General features: G+C 36.4%; 16 protein-coding genes. 13 read left to right on the top strand and 3 right to left on the bottom strand.

Annotation, left to right across the window (positions count from 1 at the left end):
- Positions 1 to 20 precede the first annotated feature (20 nt).
- A complete protein-coding gene (locus tag AC0KSB_RS04400) occupies positions 21 to 758 on the top strand; it encodes a hypothetical protein (protein WP_472307002.1) in 738 nt (245 codons plus the stop codon).
- A 12-nt stretch (positions 759 to 770) separates the two neighbouring features.
- Here the strand turns inward: AC0KSB_RS04400 and AC0KSB_RS04395 are convergent, their stop codons facing one another.
- Positions 771 to 1,472, bottom strand: coding sequence for a DNA alkylation repair protein (locus tag AC0KSB_RS04395; protein WP_472307001.1), 702 nt, complete (start codon positions 1,470 to 1,472; stop codon positions 771 to 773).
- A gap of 276 nt (positions 1,473 to 1,748) precedes the next feature.
- On the opposite strand from AC0KSB_RS04395, the gene AC0KSB_RS04390 reads away from it, so the two are divergent.
- Positions 1,749 to 3,347: a CTP synthase gene (locus AC0KSB_RS04390; protein ID WP_472307000.1), complete on the top strand. Its 1,599-nt coding sequence runs from the start codon at positions 1,749 to 1,751 to the stop codon at positions 3,345 to 3,347.
- Between the two features lie 123 nt (positions 3,348 to 3,470).
- Positions 3,471 to 3,953 (top strand): peroxiredoxin, encoded by a 483-nt coding sequence (locus AC0KSB_RS04385; protein ID WP_472306999.1) that lies wholly within the window; start codon positions 3,471 to 3,473, stop codon positions 3,951 to 3,953.
- Between the two features lie 7 nt (positions 3,954 to 3,960).
- On the opposite strand, the gene AC0KSB_RS04380 is transcribed toward AC0KSB_RS04385, so the two are convergent.
- Entirely contained in the window at positions 3,961 to 4,719 is a 759-nt protein-coding gene (locus tag AC0KSB_RS04380; protein ID WP_472306998.1) for an exodeoxyribonuclease III, read from the bottom strand.
- Between the two features lie 212 nt (positions 4,720 to 4,931).
- On the opposite strand from AC0KSB_RS04380, the gene AC0KSB_RS04375 reads away from it, so the two are divergent.
- The 8 genes from AC0KSB_RS04375 to AC0KSB_RS04340 all read left to right on the top strand — a co-directional run bounded on the left by AC0KSB_RS04375 (position 4,932) and on the right by AC0KSB_RS04340 (position 15,247).
- Positions 4,932 to 5,546 (top strand): chemotaxis protein CheC, encoded by a 615-nt coding sequence (locus AC0KSB_RS04375; RefSeq protein WP_472306997.1) that lies wholly within the window; start codon positions 4,932 to 4,934, stop codon positions 5,544 to 5,546.
- Between the two features lies 1 nt (position 5,547).
- Complete coding sequence (locus tag AC0KSB_RS04370; protein WP_472306996.1) at positions 5,548 to 6,021, top strand: chemotaxis protein CheD; 474 nt, start codon at positions 5,548 to 5,550, stop codon at positions 6,019 to 6,021.
- 298 nt (positions 6,022 to 6,319) lie between these two features.
- The gene (locus AC0KSB_RS04365) at positions 6,320 to 7,396 is read left to right on the top strand and encodes an HD-GYP domain-containing protein (RefSeq protein ID WP_472306995.1); all 1,077 of its coding nucleotides are present in this window, start codon (positions 6,320 to 6,322) and stop codon (positions 7,394 to 7,396) included.
- An 84-nt stretch (positions 7,397 to 7,480) separates the two neighbouring features.
- The gene (locus tag AC0KSB_RS04360) at positions 7,481 to 8,425 is read left to right on the top strand and encodes an AEC family transporter (protein WP_472306994.1); all 945 of its coding nucleotides are present in this window, start codon (positions 7,481 to 7,483) and stop codon (positions 8,423 to 8,425) included.
- A 22-nt stretch (positions 8,426 to 8,447) separates the two neighbouring features.
- Positions 8,448 to 10,460 (top strand): HD domain-containing phosphohydrolase, encoded by a 2,013-nt coding sequence (locus AC0KSB_RS04355; RefSeq protein ID WP_472306993.1) that lies wholly within the window; start codon positions 8,448 to 8,450, stop codon positions 10,458 to 10,460.
- Between the two features lie 45 nt (positions 10,461 to 10,505).
- Positions 10,506 to 12,020: a dihydrolipoyl dehydrogenase family protein gene (locus AC0KSB_RS04350; protein WP_472306992.1), complete on the top strand. Its 1,515-nt coding sequence runs from the start codon at positions 10,506 to 10,508 to the stop codon at positions 12,018 to 12,020.
- Between the two features lie 22 nt (positions 12,021 to 12,042).
- Positions 12,043 to 13,464: a MocR-like pyridoxine biosynthesis transcription factor PdxR gene (gene pdxR, locus AC0KSB_RS04345; protein WP_472306991.1), complete on the top strand. Its 1,422-nt coding sequence runs from the start codon at positions 12,043 to 12,045 to the stop codon at positions 13,462 to 13,464.
- A 100-nt stretch (positions 13,465 to 13,564) separates the two neighbouring features.
- Positions 13,565 to 15,247: a DEAD/DEAH box helicase gene (locus AC0KSB_RS04340; protein ID WP_472306990.1), complete on the top strand. Its 1,683-nt coding sequence runs from the start codon at positions 13,565 to 13,567 to the stop codon at positions 15,245 to 15,247.
- A 199-nt stretch (positions 15,248 to 15,446) separates the two neighbouring features.
- On the opposite strand, the gene AC0KSB_RS04335 is transcribed toward AC0KSB_RS04340, so the two are convergent.
- A complete protein-coding gene (locus AC0KSB_RS04335; protein ID WP_472306989.1) occupies positions 15,447 to 15,767 on the bottom strand; it encodes an ArsR/SmtB family transcription factor in 321 nt (106 codons plus the stop codon).
- A 194-nt stretch (positions 15,768 to 15,961) separates the two neighbouring features.
- Between AC0KSB_RS04335 and AC0KSB_RS04330 the strand changes: the two genes are divergently transcribed.
- Both AC0KSB_RS04330 and AC0KSB_RS04325 read left to right on the top strand, forming a co-directional pair.
- Positions 15,962 to 19,327 carry a PD-(D/E)XK nuclease family protein gene (locus AC0KSB_RS04330; protein ID WP_472306988.1) on the top strand — a complete coding sequence of 1,122 codons (3,366 nt, stop codon included), beginning with the start codon at positions 15,962 to 15,964 and terminating at the stop codon, positions 19,325 to 19,327.
- Positions 19,324 to 23,421 carry a UvrD-helicase domain-containing protein gene (locus tag AC0KSB_RS04325; RefSeq protein WP_472306987.1) on the top strand — a complete coding sequence of 1,366 codons (4,098 nt, stop codon included), beginning with the start codon at positions 19,324 to 19,326 and terminating at the stop codon, positions 23,419 to 23,421. The genes AC0KSB_RS04330 and AC0KSB_RS04325 overlap by 4 nt, the downstream gene beginning before the upstream one ends.
- Positions 23,422 to 23,487 lie beyond the last annotated feature (66 nt).

The raw sequence follows: 23,487 nt of genomic DNA, 5'->3' as shown, positions 1-23,487 counted from the left end.
GAATTACAGGGGAATAGTATATGGGAAAACTGCCCTTGCTTTATAAAAAAGTCTACTTGTTTTCAGGACTGTTGGCTATCTTTGGTCTATTGGTGGTTTTGTTTGGTAACCATTGTCTTAAAAGATTGAATGACATGGATGGATATGGACTTGTTGTAATGGGTGCTTTTGTGCTTATCTTATCGGTTATTATTTTAATTGTATATGCCGGACAAGAACAAAAGTATAAAAAAGCAATGGGCTTTCCACTTTTATCATTTGTGGCAGATAGAAATTCCTATAATTTGAGTGCCGATAAAACTGCGTCAGAAATTAAAGGGATGAATTTCATCGCATTAATTACTATTTTGTTTTTTTGTGTCTTCATAGCTATTGCCGGTATGTTTTTGGTGGAAGAAAAAGTTGTCTTTTTACTTATTATGTTAGGTATTGCAATTTTTTCTTCCCTGGCTGCCGTAATAACTACTGCTTACCGTCTGCAAAAGTTAAAGCATGGCAGTAGACTTGTTGTTCTGGCGGAGCATGGTGTTTATACCGCAGGAGAATTCCATGCCTGGACAGGATTTGGTACGAAACTCATTGATATAAAATTTCAGGAGATTATTACTGATAACAATATGACAGCCGGGATGATAAGCGGCAGTTACCAGGTGATTGGAGCATACCGCAGTAACACCGGCACTTTTAATTTTGTCGTTCCAGCAGAATTGACCGAACAAGCGAGAAAAGCAGTTTACAAAATAAAGCATGATAATTGAAGTCTGAAAATATTATTTATGAGTTTTTATTTTCAAGCTCCGCAGATAATTTTTGCGCTCTTCGCTTATTCTTCGACTTTCAATCGATTTTTGAATGGCTTTATTATGTGTCCACGGCTCCAAACTTTTGTTTTCTATATACAGAATTGTAGTGTCATATTGTTTTACAAGTGCCGTGCTGAAAAACCAGGCTATCATCATGCGTATATAATACTCTTGCGAATCCACATCTGCCACAAGTCTTAATATTGTCGATTTAAATTCTTTGTCCAGATAATTGGAAAGCAACAAGCCTATTGCATAACGTACAGTATAGGTCTTCTTTGATTTTAGCCAAATAAGAATTTTTTGGTACATCTCTTCTGGATGTTTTTTGAAAACACGTGGGGAGAAAAGATCACAGGTTGCCCAGTTGTCTATGAAAGGCAAAAACTTTTCTGTCATTTTTAATGTAAGCTCATATTCAGAAAGATTTTCGATCAGAAAAGCATGCAGATTATTTTCTTCAATATATCTATGTGGTAAATTTTCCAGATAATCCAGACACAATTCACGATTGCTTCTATACAATTCTTTGGCAAGTTTTTTTAGTGCGGGAACACGAACTCCTATTATCAGATCTTTGTCTATACCAGGAATCAGCTTCTGAGTAAATTTTTTGTAGTCAGAATCTTGTAATTCGAAAAGGGAATTGATGATTAAATCAAATTTCATAATAAACCTCCAATTTATGGTATCTGATCGGTATATATAGTCAAATAATTTGTTTCTATATTAACAAATATTTTATCCTAATCATTCACTTTTTAACACATGCAGGATTGTTGTTTTTCAATTGCATATTGCACTTGAAACATGTATAATCTTATCCGTTAACAAATAAAAAATGAATGATATACTTGTTTTTTCTTCATGGCATTTTGTCTTTATAAATGCGTTAATCAAGGTGGATTAGCATTTCATGAAAATCTATAAATATCGGAGGATTATATGAAATACATCTTTGTGACAGGTGGGGTTGTTTCTGGTTTGGGAAAAGGAATAACTGCTGCTTCATTAGGTAGATTACTTAAAGCCAGAGGCATTAGAGTCACTATGCAGAAGTTTGACCCTTATTTAAATGTTGATCCTGGCACTATGAATCCCTATCAGCATGGAGAAGTATTTGTAACTGATGACGGAGCCGAAACGGATCTGGATCTGGGACATTATGAACGCTTTATTGATGAAAGTTTGTCGCAAAACAGTAATGTGACTTCCGGAAGAATATATTGGTCTGTTATTCAAAAAGAGCGTAAGGGTGATTATCAGGGGGGAACTGTTCAGGTTATCCCGCATATTACCAATGAAATAAAAGATCGTATACAAAAAGGTAAAACAGGATATGATGTTGCGCTTATAGAAATAGGAGGAACTATTGGTGATATAGAAGGTCTTCCTATAATTGAGGCAACCAGACAATTTGCCAGCGATGTAGGCAGAGACAACTGCCTGTTTATTCATGTTACTTTAGTACCATACCTGGCAGCCTCTCAAGAGCAAAAAACCAAGCCTACACAGCATTCTGTAAAAGATCTGCTAAGTTTGGGCATTCAACCGGATATTATTGTATGTAGATCAGAAATTGGCATTAGTGAAGAGCTGAAAGCCAAAATTGCTTTATTCTGCAATGTGCCACAGGATTGTGTAATAGAAAATCTTGATTTGCCTTTACTTTATGCAGTTCCTTTAGCTATGGAGAAGGAAGGTCTGGCAGAGATCGTTTGCCGCAGATTTGGTTTTAAGGCTGCTGTTCCGGAAATGGAAGACTGGCATAATATGGTAGAGGCACTGGAGAATCCACACAATAAAGTTACAATTGCTCTTGTTGGCAAATATGCTGCATTAAGAGATGCTTATTTAAGTGTGGTAGAGGCATTAACTCATGGTGGCATTAATACAAGGTCAGAAGTTGAAATAAAATGGGTGGATTCTGATGAAGTAAATGATAATAACGCTTCTGGTTTTTTTGGTGATGTTGACGGTATTCTTGTGCCTGGAGGATTTGGTACCAGGGGGATAGAAGGTAAAATAATTGCTGCTGCTTATGCCAGAAAAAATAAAATTCCCTATCTGGGGATTTGTCTTGGTATGCAGATTGCTATTATTGAATTTGCCAGAAATGTTCTTGGTTATAAAGATGCTAACAGTGCAGAAATAGATTCAGGTACCAGGTATCCTGTTATTGATTTGATGCCGGAACAAAAAAATGTTGAGCTGCTTGGCGGTACAATGAGACTTGGACAATATCCCTGTGCATTGAAAGACAATTCCAAGGCTTATCAGGCATATGGTGAAAATCTGATTTATGAGCGTCATCGTCATCGTTATGAAGTAAATAACGATTATCGTGACTCTTTAACTGCTGCCGGTATGATAATAAGTGGTACTTCGCCTGATAATAGAATTGTCGAAATGATAGAATTGCCGGAACATCCCTGGTTTGTGTCCTGCCAGTTCCATCCGGAATTCAAGTCCCGACCCAACAGGCCGCATCCTCTTTTTGCCGGTTTTGTTAATGCTGCTTTAGAAAGAAAAAATAGCAATTGATTTTTGCGTCAGCTGTTACAGCAATATAGTCTTAGCTTTGTTAATATCTCATTGTGTGAATATTCATGAACCAGGTGTTCTGCAATGATTTTACAAGAGGGGTTAATAAAGCTGAGGTGTTTTATGATGCAAATAGGAGATAAATTACCGGATATTTATTTGGCTGATGATCAGGGAAGTCAGGTTTCGATTTCTGAAATATCACAAGGCAAAAAGCTTATTTTATATTTTTATCCTAAAGATAGTTCTCCTGGTTGTACAAATCAGGCGGTTGCTTTTGAGTATAAAAGAGAATTTTTTGAAAAGTATGGTTACAGAATAGTAGGGGTAAGTCCGGACAGTCCAGATAGTCATACAAATTTCAAAAACAAATTCAATCTTGATTTTACTCTTTTATCGGACAAGGATAGGAAATTATGCGAATTATATAATGTCTGGGTTAGTAAGAGAATGTTTGGCAAATCATATATGGGGGTTGAAAGAAGTACTTTTGTGTATGATGAAGAAGGTAAGCTGATCAGAATTTATAGGAAGGTAAAGCCGGCAGATCACGCTGCAGATCTCCTAAAAGAAATAGAACGCGGTAAGCTGCCTGGTTATAAATGACCTTTGTTCATATTTTGAGATTTATTGGACAATGATCTGATCCTTCAATTTCTGGCTCTATTTCAGCTGAAATAATTTTATTTTCTAGACCGCTGCTAACAAAAAAGTAGTCTATACGCCAGCCGACATTTCTTGCCCGGGCTCTTGTTTTCATGTCCCACCAAGTGTAATTACCGCCTTCTTTGTTAAATAACCTGAAGGCATCGGTGAAGCCTGCATTTATAAGCTCATCCAGCCAAGCTCTTTCTTCTGGTAAAAAACCAGAGTTTTTTCTGTTTTCTTCCGGTCTTGCTAAATCAATTTCTGTGTGAGCGGTGTTGAAGTCACCGCATAAAATAATTTCCTTACCATGCCTTAGTTCCTGTTGGAGCTTGTTCAGGAAATGATCATAAAACTCTAATTTGTATTTTAGTCTTTCATCGCGGGCTGAACCGTTTGGATAATAGCCGTTATACAGCACAAAACTACCGAAATCAAGGGCTATCATGCGGCCTTCCAGATCGAAATCTGTTCTTCCAAGACCAAGACGGATCATTTTTGGTGCTATTCTGCTATAAATTGCAGTACCGCTATAGCCTTTTCTTTGGGCAGGACAGAAATAAGCTTTATAGGAATCTATTTCCAAAAGCTTTGGGGGTAATTGACCGGGGTAAGCTTTAATTTCCTGAAAACAGTAAACATCTGCCTGCCTTTCAAGCATATATTCTATCAACCCTTTACGTGCTGCTGCTCTAATTCCATTTACATTCCAGCTAACAATATCCAAAGTAAAATAACTCCTTTTTGTCTGATAAGAATTACAAAACAATGATTATCATAACAGATTAGAAAAGTTTTGAAAATCTTAATAATAAATAAGCTTTTAAGTATTGATGCAATAATATTGGTAATATTGAAGAATAAATGGCGAAAGACAGACAAAATATCTTTTGATACTGACCTATTTATGATAAAATTCTATTTCAGGAGGTGGGATATATGGAACATTATGATCAGATTAATGATTTTGAATTAAGCGTGTTATCTGAAATAGGCAATGTTGGAGCAGGTAATGCCGCAACTGCGCTTTCTCATATCCTTGCCGACAGAGTGAATATGTCGGTCCCTGATCTGAGGATTATGGATGTCAGCAAAATGTCAGGTTTGCTGGGAGGTCCTGAGAATCAGGTTGTAGGTATTCTTGTAAACATGGCAAAAGATGTTGAAGGTATGATGCTTTTTTTATTGGAGAAAAAATTTGTCTGCAAATTAATAGAGGTTTTGCTGGATGAAAAAATTAATGACTTTTCAGAAATCTCTGAGCTGGGAAGATCTGCGATTATGGAAATCGGTAATATATTAGCAGGTTCTTATGTAAATGCTATTGCTACCATGACTAATCTGGATATAGAATTAACCACACCGCAAATAGCGATCGACATGGTTGGTGCAATCCTGAGTTATCCTGCTGCACAATTTGGCAGCATGGGAGACAAGCTTTTGTTGATAGAGGAAGATTTTATCAGCAGTGAGGATACCATTCGAAGTCATCTGCTTATTATGCCGGAAATAAAATCATTAAAGACTATGTTAGAAAGCCTGGGAGTTGCGTAGAATGGGTCAGATGATAATTGTAGGGATTTCAGATCAGAGTACTGCTGTCCCGCCAGATACTTTAGTAACATATGCTCTAGGTTCTTGTGTGGGCATTTGTTTATATGACAGTTCGGCAAAGGTTGCCGGTTTATCTCATATTTTATTGCCGGAAGCTTTTCGTGATAGTACAGACGCCGATAATTTTAAATTTGCTGATCGTGCCATTTCTGTAATGGTGGAAACGATGGAACAATTAGGTTGTATCCGCTACCGGCTTACGGCTAAAATAGCAGGGGGAGCCAATATGTTTGCAACGAGTGGTGTGAGCATAGGTGATCGTAATGTAGAGACAGTTAAAAAAGAATTGAGCAGGCTTAAGATTAGATTGGTGGCAGAAGATACAGGTGCCAATTATGGACGTACAGTAGTTTTTGATCCTATAGATGGTACTATGCTGGTGAAATCTATTGGTAAAGGCAACAAGGTTTTATAGAGTAGCCGATGAGCTTACTGCAGTGTTTAATTTGTCTAAAATGAGATAAATCAAGAGCGAAAATGTAATATAAATGAAAACTGCAATTAAATCTTAATTTTTCTCCATCTTTTCTGGTATTTTCGTAGCATATACGTATTGTTTATTTGCGAATTAACGTGTTAGAATATTATTTCAGTGGGCTTTGAAGTTTGAAATTATGCCTCAGAGTCTGCTGTAGTTTAAATCCGCTGCACGTTTATTAGGCATGATATTTTACTCTCAAGATGTTTGCGGAAAAACGAGGAGAGAAATATTTGTGAGATATGTTCCGACTAACTGTTTAAAGCAGGGCATGATTTGCGGCAAGCGTATTGCCGGTAGAAATGGCGAGCTTCTTTTAAATCGAGGAGCTGTTATACAAGAGGCTTATATTGAAAAAATAAAGGAACTGGGTTTTTCAGGTATATATATAGATGATCAGTACTCAAGAGATATTTTAATAGACGATATCATATCGGATACTTTGAGAGCAAACTCTGTAAGAGCAATTAAAGAACTTCATCAAGGCGTTGCAGGTAAACGTCCAAATGCAGTAGATAAACTTGATACAATCCATGTTCTGGTAGATGAGATCCTAAGTGCTGTTTTATCTAACAAGGGTCTGAATGTTAATCTTTTGGATTTAAAGATTTTTGATGACTACACATATTATCATTCGGTTAATGTAGGGGTTCTTTCGGTTCTGGTTGGAACAGCAATGAATATGAATCGTAATTTGCTGCATACACTTGGTGTTTCTGCTATGATGCATGATATTGGTAAAGTTTTTATTCCTAAGGAGATTCTTAATAAACCTGGTCGTTTGAATGATTATGAATTTGATTTAATGAAGAGCCATTCCGAGAGAGGTTTTTCATACCTTAAGGATAAGTATGCATTCAATGATACAACACTTGATGCGATTCTTGACCACCATGAGCGCCATGATGGATCAGGGTATCCACAGGGTAAGGCTGGAACCGAAATCTCTAAATTTGGCAGAATTATTGCAATTGCCGATGTGTTTGATGCTTTAACTTCTGACCGTCCTTATAGACCTGCATTACCGCCTTCGGAAGCTATTGAGTTTATCATGGCAGGTGCAGATTCTGCTTTTGATATGAATGTCTTAAAAGCTTTCTTAGATAGAATATCGCCATATTCTCCAGGTACTACTGTCAACTTAAGCAATGATACGACAGGCATTGTTTTAAAAAATCATCAAGGCTCATGTCTTAGACCGGTTGTAAGGATAATACGTGAGCACGGCAAAGCAGTTGAACCTTATAATATCGATTTGATGAATGACAGAGACTCCTTAGGCATTACCATAATTGGGAATGCGGATATATAATTATTTTTGGTTTGTTTTGGCTGTATTATTAAGCGCTTGAATATGTGATAAAAAAGAATTTGCCAGGTAAAGGGTATTATTTGTATGAGCGAAGCTATTATAATAATTTCAAAGGTGCTGCCGGTAATATTATTGATATTGCTGGGGCATTTTTTGCGAAGGTTTAAGGTTGTAAAACAAGAAACAATAGATGATATTAAAAAACTTGTCGTTAATTTAACATTGCCGGCATTGCTTTTTTCGGCTTTTGCTAATACCGCTTTTGAAGCAAGATATCTTCTGATTGTAATTGCTGTGTTTTTCTCTTGTGCTATTTTGCTTTTAATAACATCTTTTTTAAGAAAACCTCTTGGCATTAACAATGCTTATTGGCCGTCTCTTTATAGTGGTTTTGAAACAGGAATGATGGGGTATTCTATTTTCGTTGCTGTTTACGGAGCTGCTGAAATGTATAAGCTGGCTATTATGGACATTGGTCAAGTCACTTTTGTCTTTTTTATTCTAGTTAGCGTACTAAAAAGAACTAACGGTGAAAACACAAATTTTAAGCAGTTAATTTTTTCATTTATTAAGTCTCCTGTAATTATTTCTATTATTTTAGGTATTGCTGCTGGTTTGATTGGTTTATCTGTTATGATGCAGGGAAATGCCGGAGCAGAAGCTATTGTTGAAACCCTTAATCTTATTGGTGGACTTACTATGCCCTTGATATGTCTTGCCATTGGTTTTGAATTAAGAGTTGATATCAGGCGTATAAAAGAGCCTTTATTGACTGCACTAAGTAGAATCACTATACTTTTGATAATTGCTTTTGTGATAAATAAAACTATTATCAGTAATCTTCTGGATCTTGATTCTTCGTATGAAATTGCTCTTTATACTTTGTTTTTACTGCCACCACCTTTTGTTATACCTATATACATGGCAGGTAAGAAGGAGACTGATAAGCAAATGGTTCTCAATACAATTTCAATTCATATAATTTTGACCTTGGTAGCTTTTATGGGTTTGATTGTGCTTATTAAGTAATAATAAAAGGCGGTAAGTTTTTTTGGGAAATAACAACAATAATAGAGAACAAAAAAAGCAAAGAGCCTTGGAGCTTCTGGTAATGATATCTGAAGATTTTATCAAGCTTTCTTTTGATAAAATAAATTATCAGCGTCTTGTATTTTATATGAAGGAAATTTCTGAGGCTGCTTATGTGGCAATGAATCTGGTCGATCAGAAAGAACCTTCTTGGCAGACTACGGTAGCTATTGCCGGGGATGATGTTCAAGAGAAAAAAATTGCTCAAATTCTCAAAATACCAAACCTTGTAGGTTATAAATGGAACATAGATGATAAATTGCCCGAGAAAAAAATTTTACAGGATCGCAGCGAGTCAGATGGTTCTGTATATTCGATAGTCAGTGTTTTTGAGTCGATTAGCAGGCTTGTTGCTATTCCTGTAAAAACAAAAGATATGATGGCACTGGAAAAAAATTTAGACGTAGGTGAAGTTGTACTGGTCAGGTTAATGGACGAAAGTACCGTTATTGGCAATTTCACATTGCTTATGCCTGTAGGCAAAAAATTTGATCAGCATTATGCTGTAAGAATTTATGCACGTCAACTAAGTCAGCTTTTAATCAGACGTAACAGGGAAAATGAAATTAGACGTTTGATGGCTGAGAATGAAATAATCTTTAATAGCACACAGGATTCTTTAGCTTTATTGAGAAGACAAGACGATCAAAAATATATTTATGTGAGAGTCAATGAGGCTTTTGAATTGATGACAGGTATTAAACATAATTCTCTTATCAATAAAGGTCCTGATTCAATATTTTCTCCAGATAAAGCGGCAGAGATGATTCGCCGTCTTGATGATTGTACTTTGGCTCAGGTTCCTATTACTTATGAGCTGGAAGCTGAAGTTCCAAATGGTAATAAGGTTTTCCAGATCAGCTTGAATCCTGTATGTATGGACAAAGAAGAATATATTGTAAGCTCTTCAAAGGATGTTACTGAGGAAAGAAGCAATCAGGAAAGGGTTGCCTACCTTAGTTTTCATGATCAGCTTACGGGACTTTATAATAGACATTATTTTAACCACTCACTGCATAGACTTGACAATGCAAGAAATTTGCCTCTTTCAGTAATAATGATAGATGTCAATGGTTTGAAATTGGTAAATGATGCTTTTGGACATTCTTTGGGTGATCAATTACTTCATTTTGCCGGACAAACTATAGCTGAATGCAGTAGAGCAGATGATATAGTCTGCAGAATAGGTGGAGACGAGTTTGTTTTTCTTTTGCCCCAGACTCAGGCAAAAGATGTTGAGACTGTTGTAGACAGATTGCACAAAGCTGCTTCAAAAGTAAAGCTCGGTCCTTTTGAACTTTCTTTTTCTATGGGCTGGTCAACAAGGAAGGAAATGGGAATTTCAGTTCGAGAGCTTATACAGGAAGCGGAAGAGTGGATGTATCAGCATAAACTTGTTGAAAGTCCTGCGATGAGACTTAAAGTTTTACAAACAATAATAGGGATAATGAGTAATATGCCGTATGAAGGTAAACATGGTGAAAATACAAGTAGATTATGTGTACAAATAGCCAGAAGCTTAGGCTGGTCGGATAGACGAATAGAAAAAATTAAAAAAGCCAGCCTTTATCATGATATAGGTAAAATAGCTATACCTTTTGAGATTCTCAACAAGAAGGATACTTTAAGTGACAGAGAGTGGAGTCTGATTAAAAGACATGCAGAAACAGGATATAGAATACTGGCCTCTGTAAGCCAGCAGGCAGATGTAGCGGATCTTGTGCTTGCACATCATGAAAGATGGGACGGTAATGGTTATCCTCGTAAGATAAAGGGTGAAAGTATACCTTTGGTTAGTAGAATTATCCATCTGGCAGATGCTTTTGATGCCATGACAAGTGAACGTCCTTATAGAGCTGCAAAATCTATTGAGCAGGCACTTATAGAATTAAAAGAAGAATCTGGAAAGCAGTTCGACCCTGAACTTGTTAATCTTTTCTTGAGTGAACGCATATACGAAAATCCTGCAATTTAGCTTTAAGATTTTTTTGCTGTATAATGAATCCAAGAGGTGGCGATAATGAAAAATTATGATCTTCTGGTTATAGGAGGCGGAGCCGGTATTTCTGTTGCAGATGCGGCGATGCAAAATAATATTAAGTGTGCTCTTATAGAAAAAAGTAAACTGGGTGGAACCTGTTTGACTAAGGGATGTATTCCATCAAAGATACTGGTATATGTTGCTGACCTTAGACGTGAGCTCGAACATGCGGCAATAACTGGCTTTAAAATAGAAGGACAGAGTATAGATTGGGATACTGTTTCAAAAAGGGTATGGAATAAAATAAATCAGAGTGCCTTGATTGAAAAGAAATTAGAAAAAACACCTTTGCTTGATCTATATAAAGGTTGTGCTCATTTTGTAGATAAAAATACGGTTACAGTTGAATACGATGATGATAGAGCATCAGAACTTATACAGGCAGACAAAATTATTATTGCTGCCGGTGCACGCTCCTTTATTCCACCGATCGAAGGTTTGGAAGATGTAGGATATATAACTGCTGAAAGCTTTTTTGGTGATAAATATCCTGTGAAACCTTGGAAAACACTTAATATTATAGGCGCCGGTGCAATCGGCTTAGAATTTGCACATATTTTTTCTGCTTTGGGAACAAAAGTGAATTTAATTGAAGTAAAAGATAGAATCGCATATCAGGAAGAACCTGAAATAAGTGATCTTTTGCATAAGCAACTGGAAAAAAATGGTGTTAGTATTTTTACCTCTTGTGAAATTAAAAATATTTCCCAAGATGCTAAGGGGAAAATTATAAATATAAAAAATAAACATGGTAATTTTTCAGAAATTGTAGGTGACGAGCTGCTGATTGCTTCAGGTCTAAGGTCAAACAGTGATTTTCTTCATCTTGAGAATACAGATATAGAAACTGATGCCAAAGGCTGGATAAAAACAGACGAGTTTTTACAAACAACTCAGGATCGGGTGTGGGCTCTTGGAGATATCAATGGCAAATATCAGTTTAGACATAAAGCTAATTATGAAGTAGAGGTTCTGGTTCATAATCTTTTTGGGAAGCAAACTGAAAAACGCCAAGCCTATTATAATAATGTGCCTTGGGCTATTTTTACATACCCTCAGGTGGCACATGTGGGGCTTACTCAGGAACAGGCTATTCAAGCCGGTCACAAAGTATTGGTAGGCAAAAATCCATATTCAGCTGTTGCCAGTGGCTATGCTATGGGCTATGAACGGAATGACGAGGACGGTTTTGTAAAGTTAATTACTGATGAAAATTATAAAATTCTCGGGGTTCATATAATAGGTTCTCATGCAGCTATTTTAATCCAGCCATATGTATATCTGATGAACGCGGGAGCAGGATGTCAGGAGCAGGAAACTGATATGCCACATGGACAGGTCGTTGACGGTCAAATTTTTGATACTAATAAAAGATTGCGGCCAGGTTTGTGTCCGGATGCAAATACAACAGCAGCAATAGATCAATCAATGATAATTCACCCAGCTTTGAGCGAGGTTGCAGGATGGGTTACAGGAGAATTAGAGCCCACGTAAAAGTGGCAGGTTTGTGTTTAATATGTTTACGATAGATTTTACCGAGAATGAACCTTTGTATGAACAACTTTACAATTATATAAAAAATAAAATTAAATCAAATGGATGGAACAGCAATACAAAAATGCCTTCCAAAAGAGCATTGGCAAATCATCTGAAAATAAGTGTAAATACAGTAGAAACCGCTTATGATCAGCTGGTTTCGGAAGGCTATATTTATGCAAAACCGCGTTCTGGGTATTATATCTGTGAGATAGATCCTTTTGCTGAACCTATATCACAAGATTCGGTGAATTCTGTTTTATGCACAGTTCCTGAATCTGTTAATAAAACAAAGGCTTTTAAATATGATTTTAGAACCGATGCAGTTGATACTTCAGAGTTTCCTTTTTCTGTTTGGAGCAAGCTTTCAAGGGCGATATTAAGAACCGAGGGAACTGCTTTGCTTAATATGACAGAAACGCAAGGTGATTACGGGTTAAGATGCAGTATTGCTAAATATCTTAATGATTATCGGCATGTTAAGTGTAATCCTGAGCAAATTGTTGTCGGAGCAGGAACAGAGTATTTATTTGGTCTTCTTGTGCAGCTTCTTGGAAATGATAATGTATATGCTCTTGAATATCCTGGTTATAGCAAACCATATAAGATATTAAGCTGTTTAAAAACTCAATGCGAATTAATCAAACTTGATGATCAGGGGATATCTATAAATGATCTGGAAAGTTGCAATGCCAATATAGTATATGTTACTCCTTCACATCATTTCCCGTTAGGCACTGTAATGACAGCAACAAGAAGGCATCAATTGCTGAATTGGACAAATAAAAGCTATAAACACTATATCATCGAGGATGATTTTGACTCTGAATTTAGATTTCACGGCCGGCCTATTCCTGCATTACAAGGACTTGATCAACAGGGAAAAGTCATATATATAAGTACTTTTTCAAAAAGCATGGCGCCTTCTTTGCGTCTGAGTTATATGGTTTTACCACCTGCCTTATTATCCCGGTTTAAAAATAGTTTGGGATTTTATTCTTCGACGGTTTCCGGTTTCGAACAACTTACTATTAGCAGATTTATAGATCATGGCTACTTTGAGCGTCATCTTAACCGCATGCGCCTTATTTACAGGCAGAGAAAGGAAAAACTTACTAATCTGTTCAGAAGTCAAAGAGCAAGTGCATTTTGCGAGATTATTCAGAGCAAGGCCGGCTTGCATGTTCTTCTAAAAATTATTTCGGGACATTCTGAAAAAGAATTTATTGATGCTGCCGCCAGGCATGAAATAGGGGTTTATGGGTTGTCAAAATACTATTATGCAGATTTTAAAGATTCGCCAGCAAAAGAACCTATTATTATTCTGGGATTTGCCCATTTAAATATCGAAGAAATAGAGGAGGCGGCTCAAAGATTAATTAAGGTTTGGTCAGAAATATAAAATCACAGAGTTAATTTATTTATCCCGCTAAAGTTATACCATGACATTATCACTGATTAATAACATTTAGAAAAAAAGTTATTGCAAGAGCTGCTGATCCGTGTTACAATCAACCGATTGTCTATTTTACGAAAAAAAGAAAGTTTGGTGCAAATTGAATAATTTATCCTTTTCAGAATTATCACTATCAGCCGAAATTCTGCGTGCTTTGCAGGATATGGGCTTTGAGAAAGCAACCCCGATACAGTCACAGTCAATACCTCCACTTATGAATGGAAACGATCTTCTCGGTCAGGCGCAAACAGGTACAGGTAAAACATGTGCTTTTGGAATTCCTGTAATTGAACAGGTAGATATAGAAGATACACATGTGCAGTACTTGATTTTATCTCCTACCCGCGAACTTGCTATGCAGATAACAGATGAACTGCATGAGCTTGCAAAATATAAAGAGGGATTAAGAGTTCTTTCTGTTTATGGCGGACAGCCTATAGAAAGACAAATACTTGCTCTAAAGAGAAGACCGCAAATTGTTGTGGGTACTCCTGGCAGAGTTCTTGATCATATGCGAAGAAAAACAATTCGCCTTGGCAATTTGCGTGGTTTGATCCTTGATGAAGCTGATGAAATGCTTAATATGGGTTTCAAAGAAGATATTGATATGGTTTTACAAGCTACACCTGAACATATTCAAAGAATATGTTTTTCAGCGACAATGCCGGCTGGCATTATGAAAATCACAAATGAATATCTGAATGATGCCGTTCATGTTCAGATTGAACCCAAACAACGTACTGTTCTTAATATTGAACAACGTTATATCGAGGTAAGAGAAAATCAAAAGCAGGAAGTAATGATAAGACTATTAGAGTCTCAGCAGTCTAAACTGGGTCTGATTTTCTGTAATACAAAAAAGCGTGTGGATGAAGTCTATGCTGTTTTGCAAAAAAGAGGTTTATCTGCTGAAGCTTTGCATGGCGATATGAAACAAATGTCTCGTACCCGTGTTATGAACCGTTTTAAAACAGGCGATGTGAAATTTCTGGTTGCCACAGATGTTGCTGCCAGAGGAATAGATGTTGATGATATTGAGATTGTTGTCAATTATGATCTTCCTCAAGATGAGGAGTATTACGTTCATAGAATAGGCAGAACAGGTCGTGCCGGACGTGATGGTACAGCTATTACTTTTGTTGTGGGACATGAACTTGTACTTTTACGTAACTTTGCACATAGAACACAATCAACCATAAGTACAATGGAGATTCCAAGCCTAAAAGAACTTATCAATACAAGAGCCGCCGGCATGCTTAGCAGAGCTGCCAAGGTTAGTGCTAAAAAAAGCCAGGCTCTTGAAACATATAAAGAATTAATTATGGAATATCTTTTGGATAACCCTGAAATCGAACTTGCAGAAATTACTGCAGCTTTGTTAAGACAATCAATGGGTGACAGTGTTTTACAGGCAAAAGAGATTGAACCTGTTGTTCCCTATGATAAGCTCAGTAAAATAAGCAGATCCAATAATAGACCAATGCGTCGTCAGGGTGGTTATAACAGGCGTTCAACAACAGATAACAGAGCGGGATCTTCAGATTCTTCCAGAAGCTATGGCAGACGATCTTCAGGAAAGAGTCAAGCTGCGGGGAAAAGCAGAGATAACTATGGCTCAAAACGTGCGGCATCTGGTGATAGACGTCCAGCGGGCAAAGCCAGTAATTATTCCGGTCGAGGCAAAATAAATTCCAGAAGAAAAATTTCTGAGCAATCACAGGTTTCATGATTTTGAAGTCCCTATTTATAGGAAATTTATGATGTGAAATAAGCAGACTGATATTATAAAATCAGTTTTCCTGATTTAAATAACACCTCTGAATACTAGATTAAGAGTCTAGCATCCAGAGGTGTATTTTTTATTGTAAAAATCAAAGAACCGATTGTTTTTTGATGATTATCTATAAACATTAGGGAAAACAATTTGATTAGTCACAACCACTGTTTTCTGATCTGGCTATAACATGATTTGTCGGTTGAATCATGAGTTCATCAATAAATAATTTAAGATCCTCGATATTTTCCGGTTTTAACGAATATTTTGTCCATGCACCGCTTCGTCTTGAATTAATTAATCCGCTTTCGTTAAGAATTTTCATATGATAGGATAAAGTTGGCTGTGTAATTTCAAAAGCTGTAAGAAGCTCACAGGCGCAATATTCACCGCCTGACAATAAATCAATAATTTTCAAACGAGTTTCATCAGAGAGTGCCTTAAAAACTGATACATATCTATTATATTGCAGCATATCTATTCTCCTTGGGAATAAGTAATAATATTTTACAAGATTATATTTCAGTATAACCTCTGTTGGTAAGTAAATCAATTTGCAAACATTTGTTTGCAAATGATAAAATGACGGTTATAGCTACGAGAAGAGGAAGGTGGTGTAATAAAGTTCTATTTTTATAACTTAGTTTTAAGATAAGAACTTTATCAATTATGAAAATAAATCTGCTTTTAGGTGAGCATAAAGAGGCTTTGCTTGATGCCTGTTTGTCACAAATAGCTGAACATACCGATTATTGGCCGGATAAACGAGCTTTTTTCATTGTGCCTGAATCGTTAAAAGCGGATACGGAAAGAAGATACATTGAAAACTTCGGTAAAGGCGGGCTGATGATGGCTGATATCCTGTCTTTTCGTAGACTTGCATATCGTCTTTTTGCTGAAGCAGGAGGCTTGGCAGTTGATTATATAAGTACATCTGGTCGAACTATGTTGATTCAAAGTCTGCTTCGCAAAAACAAGAAAAAATTTCATAAATTTGCATATTTAGCAGATAAACCTGGATATGCAGCTGAAATTGATTCCGTGATTGGTGATTTCCGCCGATACAATCTTTTGCCTGCAGATATTATATCTGCAGCAGACATGATTGATAATACTGCCTTAAAGCAGAAATTATATGATTTTTCCTTGTTATATGAATTATGTGAAAAAAATCTAAAAGAGAAAGGTTTGACCGATCGTGATCAGGATTTGATCAGACTAGAAGCTCTGCTGGCAGATAATCCTGAGCGTCTTGATTTTTTGAATGACACTTCTATCTGGATATATGGATTTGGAGAAACCAGGGATTTTACTGAACAAGAATATAGCGTGCTGGACAGGCTGATTAATTATTGCCCTTCGATAACTATTACAGTATGTGCTGATACTATACCTAAAGACAAAAAAACAGTTAATAAAGGGTCTGTAGTTTTCAGGCATGGACGTTACACCGCCTGGCACATTAATAATAGATACAGTCCCACTATAAATTATATAAAAAGCTGCCGAAATGACAGTTTTGAACAACTTGCACAAATGATATCGAGAGATAAAAAGGTCGATAAGGATTTGATTGAAAACAATATAAGGCTTATAAGGGCACAGGACAAAAAAGAGGAATTGTCTTACGTTGCGGGCGAAATAAGAAGGCTGCTTGTCGAGGAAAATTATCGTTACCGTGATATAGCTATAGCCGTATGTGATCTTGAGTCATATCAGTATATGCTGCAGACTGTTTTTAGAGAATACGGTCTTGATAGTTTTATTGATGTTCAAAGTGCTCTTAGCGGAACTTCTCTTATGAGGTATGTAACAGGCCTGATGATGATGTGCCGTAAAAGAGAAAGCTTTGAAAGTTTGATGTCTCTTTTACGAACGGGCTTAACTGAAGCCAGTTTTGAACAAATTGATCAATTCGAAAACTATTGCCTGGCATTTTCCTTAAATAAGTATAATAAATACAGATTAGAGAAGTATTATTCTGCAAAGAATGATGATACTAAAAATATTCTTGATTTTAAGAGAAATTTTATCGATCCTTTATTGGATTTTTGCAATGATTTTAATGCCTTGGATACTGTTCATAAACGCTGCGCTTTTTTGGTTGAATATCTTACTGATAAATCAGGGGTTTTAAGTCATATTGAAAAGAGAATAGAAAATTGGGTGAAGCGCAGTGAGCATCATGCTGCTTCAACTCTTGCCCAGGCTTGGAATACGTTAATAGAATTAATGGATGAAATGGCTCTGATTTTTGAAAATCAGAAAATGTCGGTAGATACCTTTACCAATATTCTTTATTCGGGCATATCAGGGTCTGTTAGCAAAATAATACCTTCTGGTATAGACAGAATTATGACTGGAGATATCAACCAGGTACATCAGATATCAAAAAAAATCCTGTTTGTCGTAGGTGCGCAGCAAACGACTTTTCCTGTTTCCAGCTTTAGTGAAGGTTTGCTGAGAAATAATGAACGTGAAAGCATAGAAACTGTAAGCGGAAAAACTTTTCCCAATCTAGGCAGGCAACATTTGGCTGCCGAGGCTTTCAAAATTTATACTCTTTTGACAATGCCCTCGGAGATGATTTATATTTCATGTCCCAGTTTGCAGGATAGTAGTTCTGTTTATCAGCAAAGATTACATTCTCTTGGCATAAATCAGCGGATATTGAAATCTGATGATTCTGAAATAGATATGCGTTGGAATTCTTTTGTTAAAGCAAAGAGATATTTGTCCATTTTAAATCAGACTTTTTCAGAGGAAGGCTGCAATATTTCTTTAGAAAAAAGAAGCTTGATCAAAGCTGTTTTGAATAACTGCAGTTATGATGAAACTGATCTTAAAGCAAATGCATATGAACCTATGCATCCGGATTCAGTGGACAATATTTCCATAGACACACTGCAGGTTTTGGAAAGATATCCTAAGCAGCTAATGATGAGTGTTTCTGGTATACAAAAATTCAGAGAATGTCCATATGCTTACTTTGCATATGGCTTGCTTGAACTTCAGGAAAGAAATCTTGGTAGATTAGATTCCAGGCATAGCGGCACAATACTGCATGCCTTAGCTGAGGCAGCATTTTCAGATTTAACGGCAAAAATTCAAAATCTCAAAGAGTCCGGGATTTATGATATCAAAGAAGCTCAGAATATTTATGATAAATGGTGTGAAAACATTAATCAAAAGTATGTTGATAACCTTTATCAGAAGGCTATCCTTAATTCGGATTTACTTTTATATAATGAGCCGGATATTTATGCCAGCAGCGGGCGCAGGCTGAGAGTAATGGCAGTGGCTTCACTACAAGCCGCTGCAAGCCAGATAAATCCTTTGGAGTATATGCCTTATGTGCAGGAATGGCAATTCCCTGGTGAAGAAGCACAGCCTCTAAGACTGGTAATTAAAGATCGCGAACTTATTTTCAGAGGAGTAATAGACCGTGTGGATATTCATGCAGATAGTCAGCATAGCAGGATATTAGACTATAAAAGCGGCCGGCAAAAAATTGATTATGACAAGATATATCATGGGCTTGCTCTGCAGCTGCCGGTATATATGCACGCCTGGCTTAAAAATCACCCTGAACTTAAAGCCAATTCCCTAGCTTATTTCAGATTTGATAATCCTGAAATAATTAAAGCCGATCATCTTGCTGCCCCTTCTGCTGATGAGATAAAAAAAGCAATTGCTGCAAAAGATTGGCTGCAGGAATCATCAAGACCAGATGAGAGTATGGAGCTAGTTGGTAAATATGCATTTGCTAAAGTGGCAGAAAGTATAGAAGATATTTTTGACGGTAAAATAGGTGCGAATCCCGTCTGCATGTCAAAAGAATCAACTTTGTGTGAATGGTGCGATTATAAATCACTATGTAGCTATGACAATAGAACTATCGGTAGAAGGACTCGTATTTTAGAGAAAATAGATTTGCCTGCTGATTATCCTGGGATCAAAGAAATGAACGCTAATCAAAAAAAGGAAGAAAGATTAATCTATATAGAGAAATTGATGAAGGAGAAAATTAAATGAAATGGACAGCCGATCAGCAAAAGATAATAGACTTTGATCAGAAGAATGATTTGCTGGTTTCAGCTGCCGCGGGGTCAGGTAAGACCGCTGTTATGACTGAACGTATCAGACATAGAGCAATGAGTGGAAAAGTAGAGATAGCAGATATTCTTGTGATGACTTTTACTGATTATGCAGCCCAGAATATGCGTGAGAAAATTGAGCAAAGGTTTAGAAATGCTCTGCAGGACAATATTGACAAGGGAGGCAGTCCTGAAGAAAGAGAACTTCTTAATAATCAGCTTTTGCAGCTTCGGCAAGCTAGAATATCGACGATACATTCTTTTTGCTGGCAGGTTTTGCAAACATATTCAAGTGAGCTTGTTAACAGCAGCAATGAACCTGTTTTTGAATCCGGTTTTGGTGTTCTGGAAGAAACAAGGAAACAGATTTTGCTTGACCAGGCTGTAGATGAGGTTCTGAATATATTCTACAATCTTTCTTCTGATTTTGAGCAAGCAAAATTAAGCAAAGAGATTCTCGAAAAAAAGGTTTCCAATCTTATACCTACGCATGAGGATATGATAAAGCCTTTTAATTTTATTGGCTCAGAAATTAATTTAGGTCAGTGGATTGCAAATTTTCAACAGGTTTGCGATATTTTTTCTGATCGTACAAGTGATTCGTCTTTGCGCCAGGAGCTCATAAAGCAGCTTAATAATGTAAGAAGTCTGGCGGATTACGATATCTGGTTGCAAGATCAGCTTGAGATTTTAAGAATTAAGTCTGAAAATTTTGCTGCGTGCAAAGAATATAACCTTTTTCTAAATATGCTGGATGAAAATCTGCAGCTTGCAGAAAAGGGTCTTGATATGCTTAAAAATTGTGCTTTTTATGAAAAATTAATGTCACCAAAGAACAAAGCTAAAGAAGATCTGAATTTCAGACCTTTATTGCAAAATCAGATTGAATATCTTAAAAAAATACGTTCAATCTTAGATGATAGTTTTGGAGATAAGTGGAATCGAATTTACCTTAATGCGTCAAAAATAGAAGACGTAGTTTTACTTTCAAGACGCGGTGAAGATAAAAAAGAATTCGTAGAGATTTATAATTCTTTTCTGGTGCCTGTACTGTTCATGCTTACCGGTAAACCCGATTTAAGTAAAGCATGGGAAGCTCTTATTGAAAAGCCCGTATATATCTTTGCAGCAGATATAGAAATGATAGAACAGGATATAAAAACAATGCTTCCTGTGATTGCCAGATTTTTTGAACTTGTTATTCTAATTGACCGAGCTTATTTAAGACTGAAAATAGATGAACAGGCTGTAGATTTTAGTGATTTTGAGCATTTTGCTTTGCGCTTGCTCAGAATTGAGGAAATAAGGGATTATTATCGTGAACAGATTAAGGAAATATATCTTGATGAGTATCAGGACACTAATAATATACAAGAGGCCATAATCAAAGAAATTTCAGATAAAAATGTTTTTATGGTTGGAGATATTAAACAAAGTATTTACCGCTTTCGCCATGCTAACCCAACGCTTTTTTCGCAAAAAACAGAATTGTTTTTTTCTGATCCCAAAAGCGGTAGTTTGATCCTGCTAAATCAAAATTTCCGTAGTGTTCCCGGTATTTTAGAAGGTATAAATCAAATTTTTACAGCTTTTCTAACCAAAGAAAGTGGGGAGATAGAATATTCGCAGGGACATGCTTTAACTCCCTCAAGAGATAAAAAAGAAGATGCACCTGCTATTAATCTCATAATGGTTAATGCATATGAAAAAGGAAAATCAAATTTCACAGATCAGGCTTTAGAAGAAGATGGTGGTGAAAAGGAAGCGCTTGCCATTGTCCGGCAGATCAAAGATATAATAAAAGAAGGTAAGTATACTTATAAAGATATCGCAGTTTTAGGGCGAACACACGTAATTTGCTCATCTTGCTATCAGCAGCTTAAATTATTTAACGTCCCTGTTACTGCAACTGGAGAAAGAGAATTTCTTGATTCGCCTGAATTACGCCTACTGGAAGCTTTAGTACAGATTTTGGATAATATGCAGCAGGATATTCCTTTAGCAACAATAATGAGATCTGGTCTTACAGGTGAGTTTTTTTCTGAAAATGAACTTATAACTATTAAAAACCACAAGATTAATATGTTGAAAAAAAATGATTCGACAAGGCCTAATAAGTATTTTTTTGCTGCTGTTGAAGAATATCGGCAAACAGGTATGGATGATAATTTAAAGATCAAGGTAAACTCTTTTTTGAATACTATTAACCGCTGGCGCGAATATGAGCAGTTTATGAGTGTGTCTGAGTTACTAGGCCATATATATGCAGAAAGTGCTTATATAGAAAGAGTAAGCAAATTGCCTATGGCCGATTCGCGTATAGAAGATTTGGAAAGGTTTCGTGAATGGGCGGATAGTTTTGAACGCAGCAGACAAAAAGGTTTATTTAGCTTTGCTGCCTATATAAGAAAAATAAAAGAAAACTCGCTCAAAAATATTGGTTTTGATCAGGTGAAAAGCACAGATAATGCAGTTAAGATAATGACAATACACGGAAGTAAAGGTCTGGAATTTCCAGTTGTTTTTCTGGCTGGTACGGCACAGGGAATAAACAGAAATAACAATACCAATCTGCTGATGGCAAGTGAACATGGTGGAATATCTTCTCTGTCAGCGGATCCTTTGCATAATGAAAAGCACTTGACTGCAATCCATTACTGGCATGAATTAGACTCGCAAAGAGCAGATAGATCTGAATCTTACAGATTGCTTTATGTAGGCATGACCAGAGCAGAAGACAGACTTTATTTAACCGGCAGGGTTAAAATTAGTCCTGAAACTGGTTCCAAAACCAAATTCCAGATGTTAAATTTGGCTGAGGAGATGAAATCATTTTCAAACTTTTTGCCGGTATCTCTACTTCGATCGGTTTCATCATGGCTGGATATTATCCTGATGTCTCTCATTTATAGTGAAAATATGGATATAAAACATTGGTTTGAGAAAAATAATGAAACTTCGAATCTAAAAGAATGGTCTGGTAGATATGTAAAAGTCTCTTGTATAGACCTTGATTTTTTACGTGATGAACTTTATCCTACTATGTCAATTTTGGCAGACAATTATTCAGATGGGGAAAATAGTTTTTCAGAAAAGTATGAAACCAAAAATTCAGAAGCTGATCTTTTTTCTTTGATTGAAATAGATTCTCAACCTGATTTGATTGATAGTTGGGAGAAACGGCTTTTTTCTGAGTATAAATATAGAAGATTTGCTGAACTTCCCGGCAAAATAACTGTTAGTGAATTGAAAAGAATGCAGGATCAGATAGAGCAGCAAGATGAAAATCTGAAAGACCATGCGCAGGAAGGTCAAAATGCTTTTGCAAATGATAGCAATCAGATTTCAGAAATAAATCTGACTCTCAAAAAGTCTATCCTGTCTGAGAAAAAAGATAAAAGATTAAAAGGATCTGCTTTGGGCACTTTACTACATAGCCTGTTCCAATTTATTGATCTGGTAAAACTAGGAGAAAAGCCAAGGATAATCGATGTTGAACAGCAAATCAAAGAAATGTCAATGCAAAGAAAGATTAATCCGGAACATCTGTCACAGGCTCTTGAATGGAGTGATGCCTTATTGAAATATGCGCAATCCGAACTGGCTGCTGATTTGCGAAAAGCTGATCAAAGTTTTGGAAAAAGAGTCTATAGAGAAATGCCTTTTACGATGGCTGTAAAAGCAGAGGCTTTAGAAAAAGCACAATCTTTGACAGGCAGCGAATCTTACGCCGCGTTTTTGCAATCTTCTTTGTACGATTCGAAAGAGGATAGCGGTTTCGAAGGCAATGACTTAACACTTATACAGGGAATGATAGATTGCTGGTTTGAAACCGATAACGGTGTGATTCTTATAGATTATAAATCTGATTACCTAAGCTGCGAACAAGACCTGTTCAATAGGGAATTAACAAATAGATATTCACTGCAGCTTAAAAGCTATGCTGCTGCGATAGAGAAAGCAACCGGCAAAAAAGTTTTCAAGAAAATTATCTGGCTGATACGTTATGCGAAAGCTGAAATAATAGATTAGTATTTGCTTGAGCACATTTCTTTGCAGGTCTTATCCTACAAATAAACAGAGCCGTCTTTTGCAAGA

This window comes from Ercella succinigenes (assembly GCF_900002895.1).
This window is presented reverse-complemented; position numbering and strand designations above follow the sequence as displayed.

Excerpts from the sequence above, each read along its gene's own strand:
- AC0KSB_RS04335 (WP_472306989.1), bottom strand. The coding sequence starts at position 15,767 with ATGCTGCAATATAATAGATATGTATCAGTTTTTAAGGCACTCTCTGAT.
- AC0KSB_RS04395 (WP_472307001.1), bottom strand. The coding sequence starts at position 1,472 with ATGAAATTTGATTTAATCATCAATTCCCTTTTCGAATTACAAGATTCT.
- AC0KSB_RS04370 (WP_472306996.1), top strand. The coding sequence starts at position 5,548 with ATGGGTCAGATGATAATTGTAGGGATTTCAGATCAGAGTACTGCTGTC.
- AC0KSB_RS04400 (WP_472307002.1), top strand. The coding sequence starts at position 21 with ATGGGAAAACTGCCCTTGCTTTATAAAAAAGTCTACTTGTTTTCAGGA.
- AC0KSB_RS04390 (WP_472307000.1), top strand. The coding sequence starts at position 1,749 with ATGAAATACATCTTTGTGACAGGTGGGGTTGTTTCTGGTTTGGGAAAA.
- AC0KSB_RS04360 (WP_472306994.1), top strand. The coding sequence starts at position 7,481 with ATGAGCGAAGCTATTATAATAATTTCAAAGGTGCTGCCGGTAATATTA.
- AC0KSB_RS04375 (WP_472306997.1), top strand. The coding sequence starts at position 4,932 with ATGGAACATTATGATCAGATTAATGATTTTGAATTAAGCGTGTTATCT.
- AC0KSB_RS04325 (WP_472306987.1), top strand. The coding sequence starts at position 19,324 with ATGAAATGGACAGCCGATCAGCAAAAGATAATAGACTTTGATCAGAAG.
- AC0KSB_RS04330 (WP_472306988.1), top strand. The coding sequence starts at position 15,962 with ATGAAAATAAATCTGCTTTTAGGTGAGCATAAAGAGGCTTTGCTTGAT.
- pdxR (WP_472306991.1), top strand. The coding sequence starts at position 12,043 with ATGTTTACGATAGATTTTACCGAGAATGAACCTTTGTATGAACAACTT.
- AC0KSB_RS04385 (WP_472306999.1), top strand. The coding sequence starts at position 3,471 with ATGATGCAAATAGGAGATAAATTACCGGATATTTATTTGGCTGATGAT.
- AC0KSB_RS04350 (WP_472306992.1), top strand. The coding sequence starts at position 10,506 with ATGAAAAATTATGATCTTCTGGTTATAGGAGGCGGAGCCGGTATTTCT.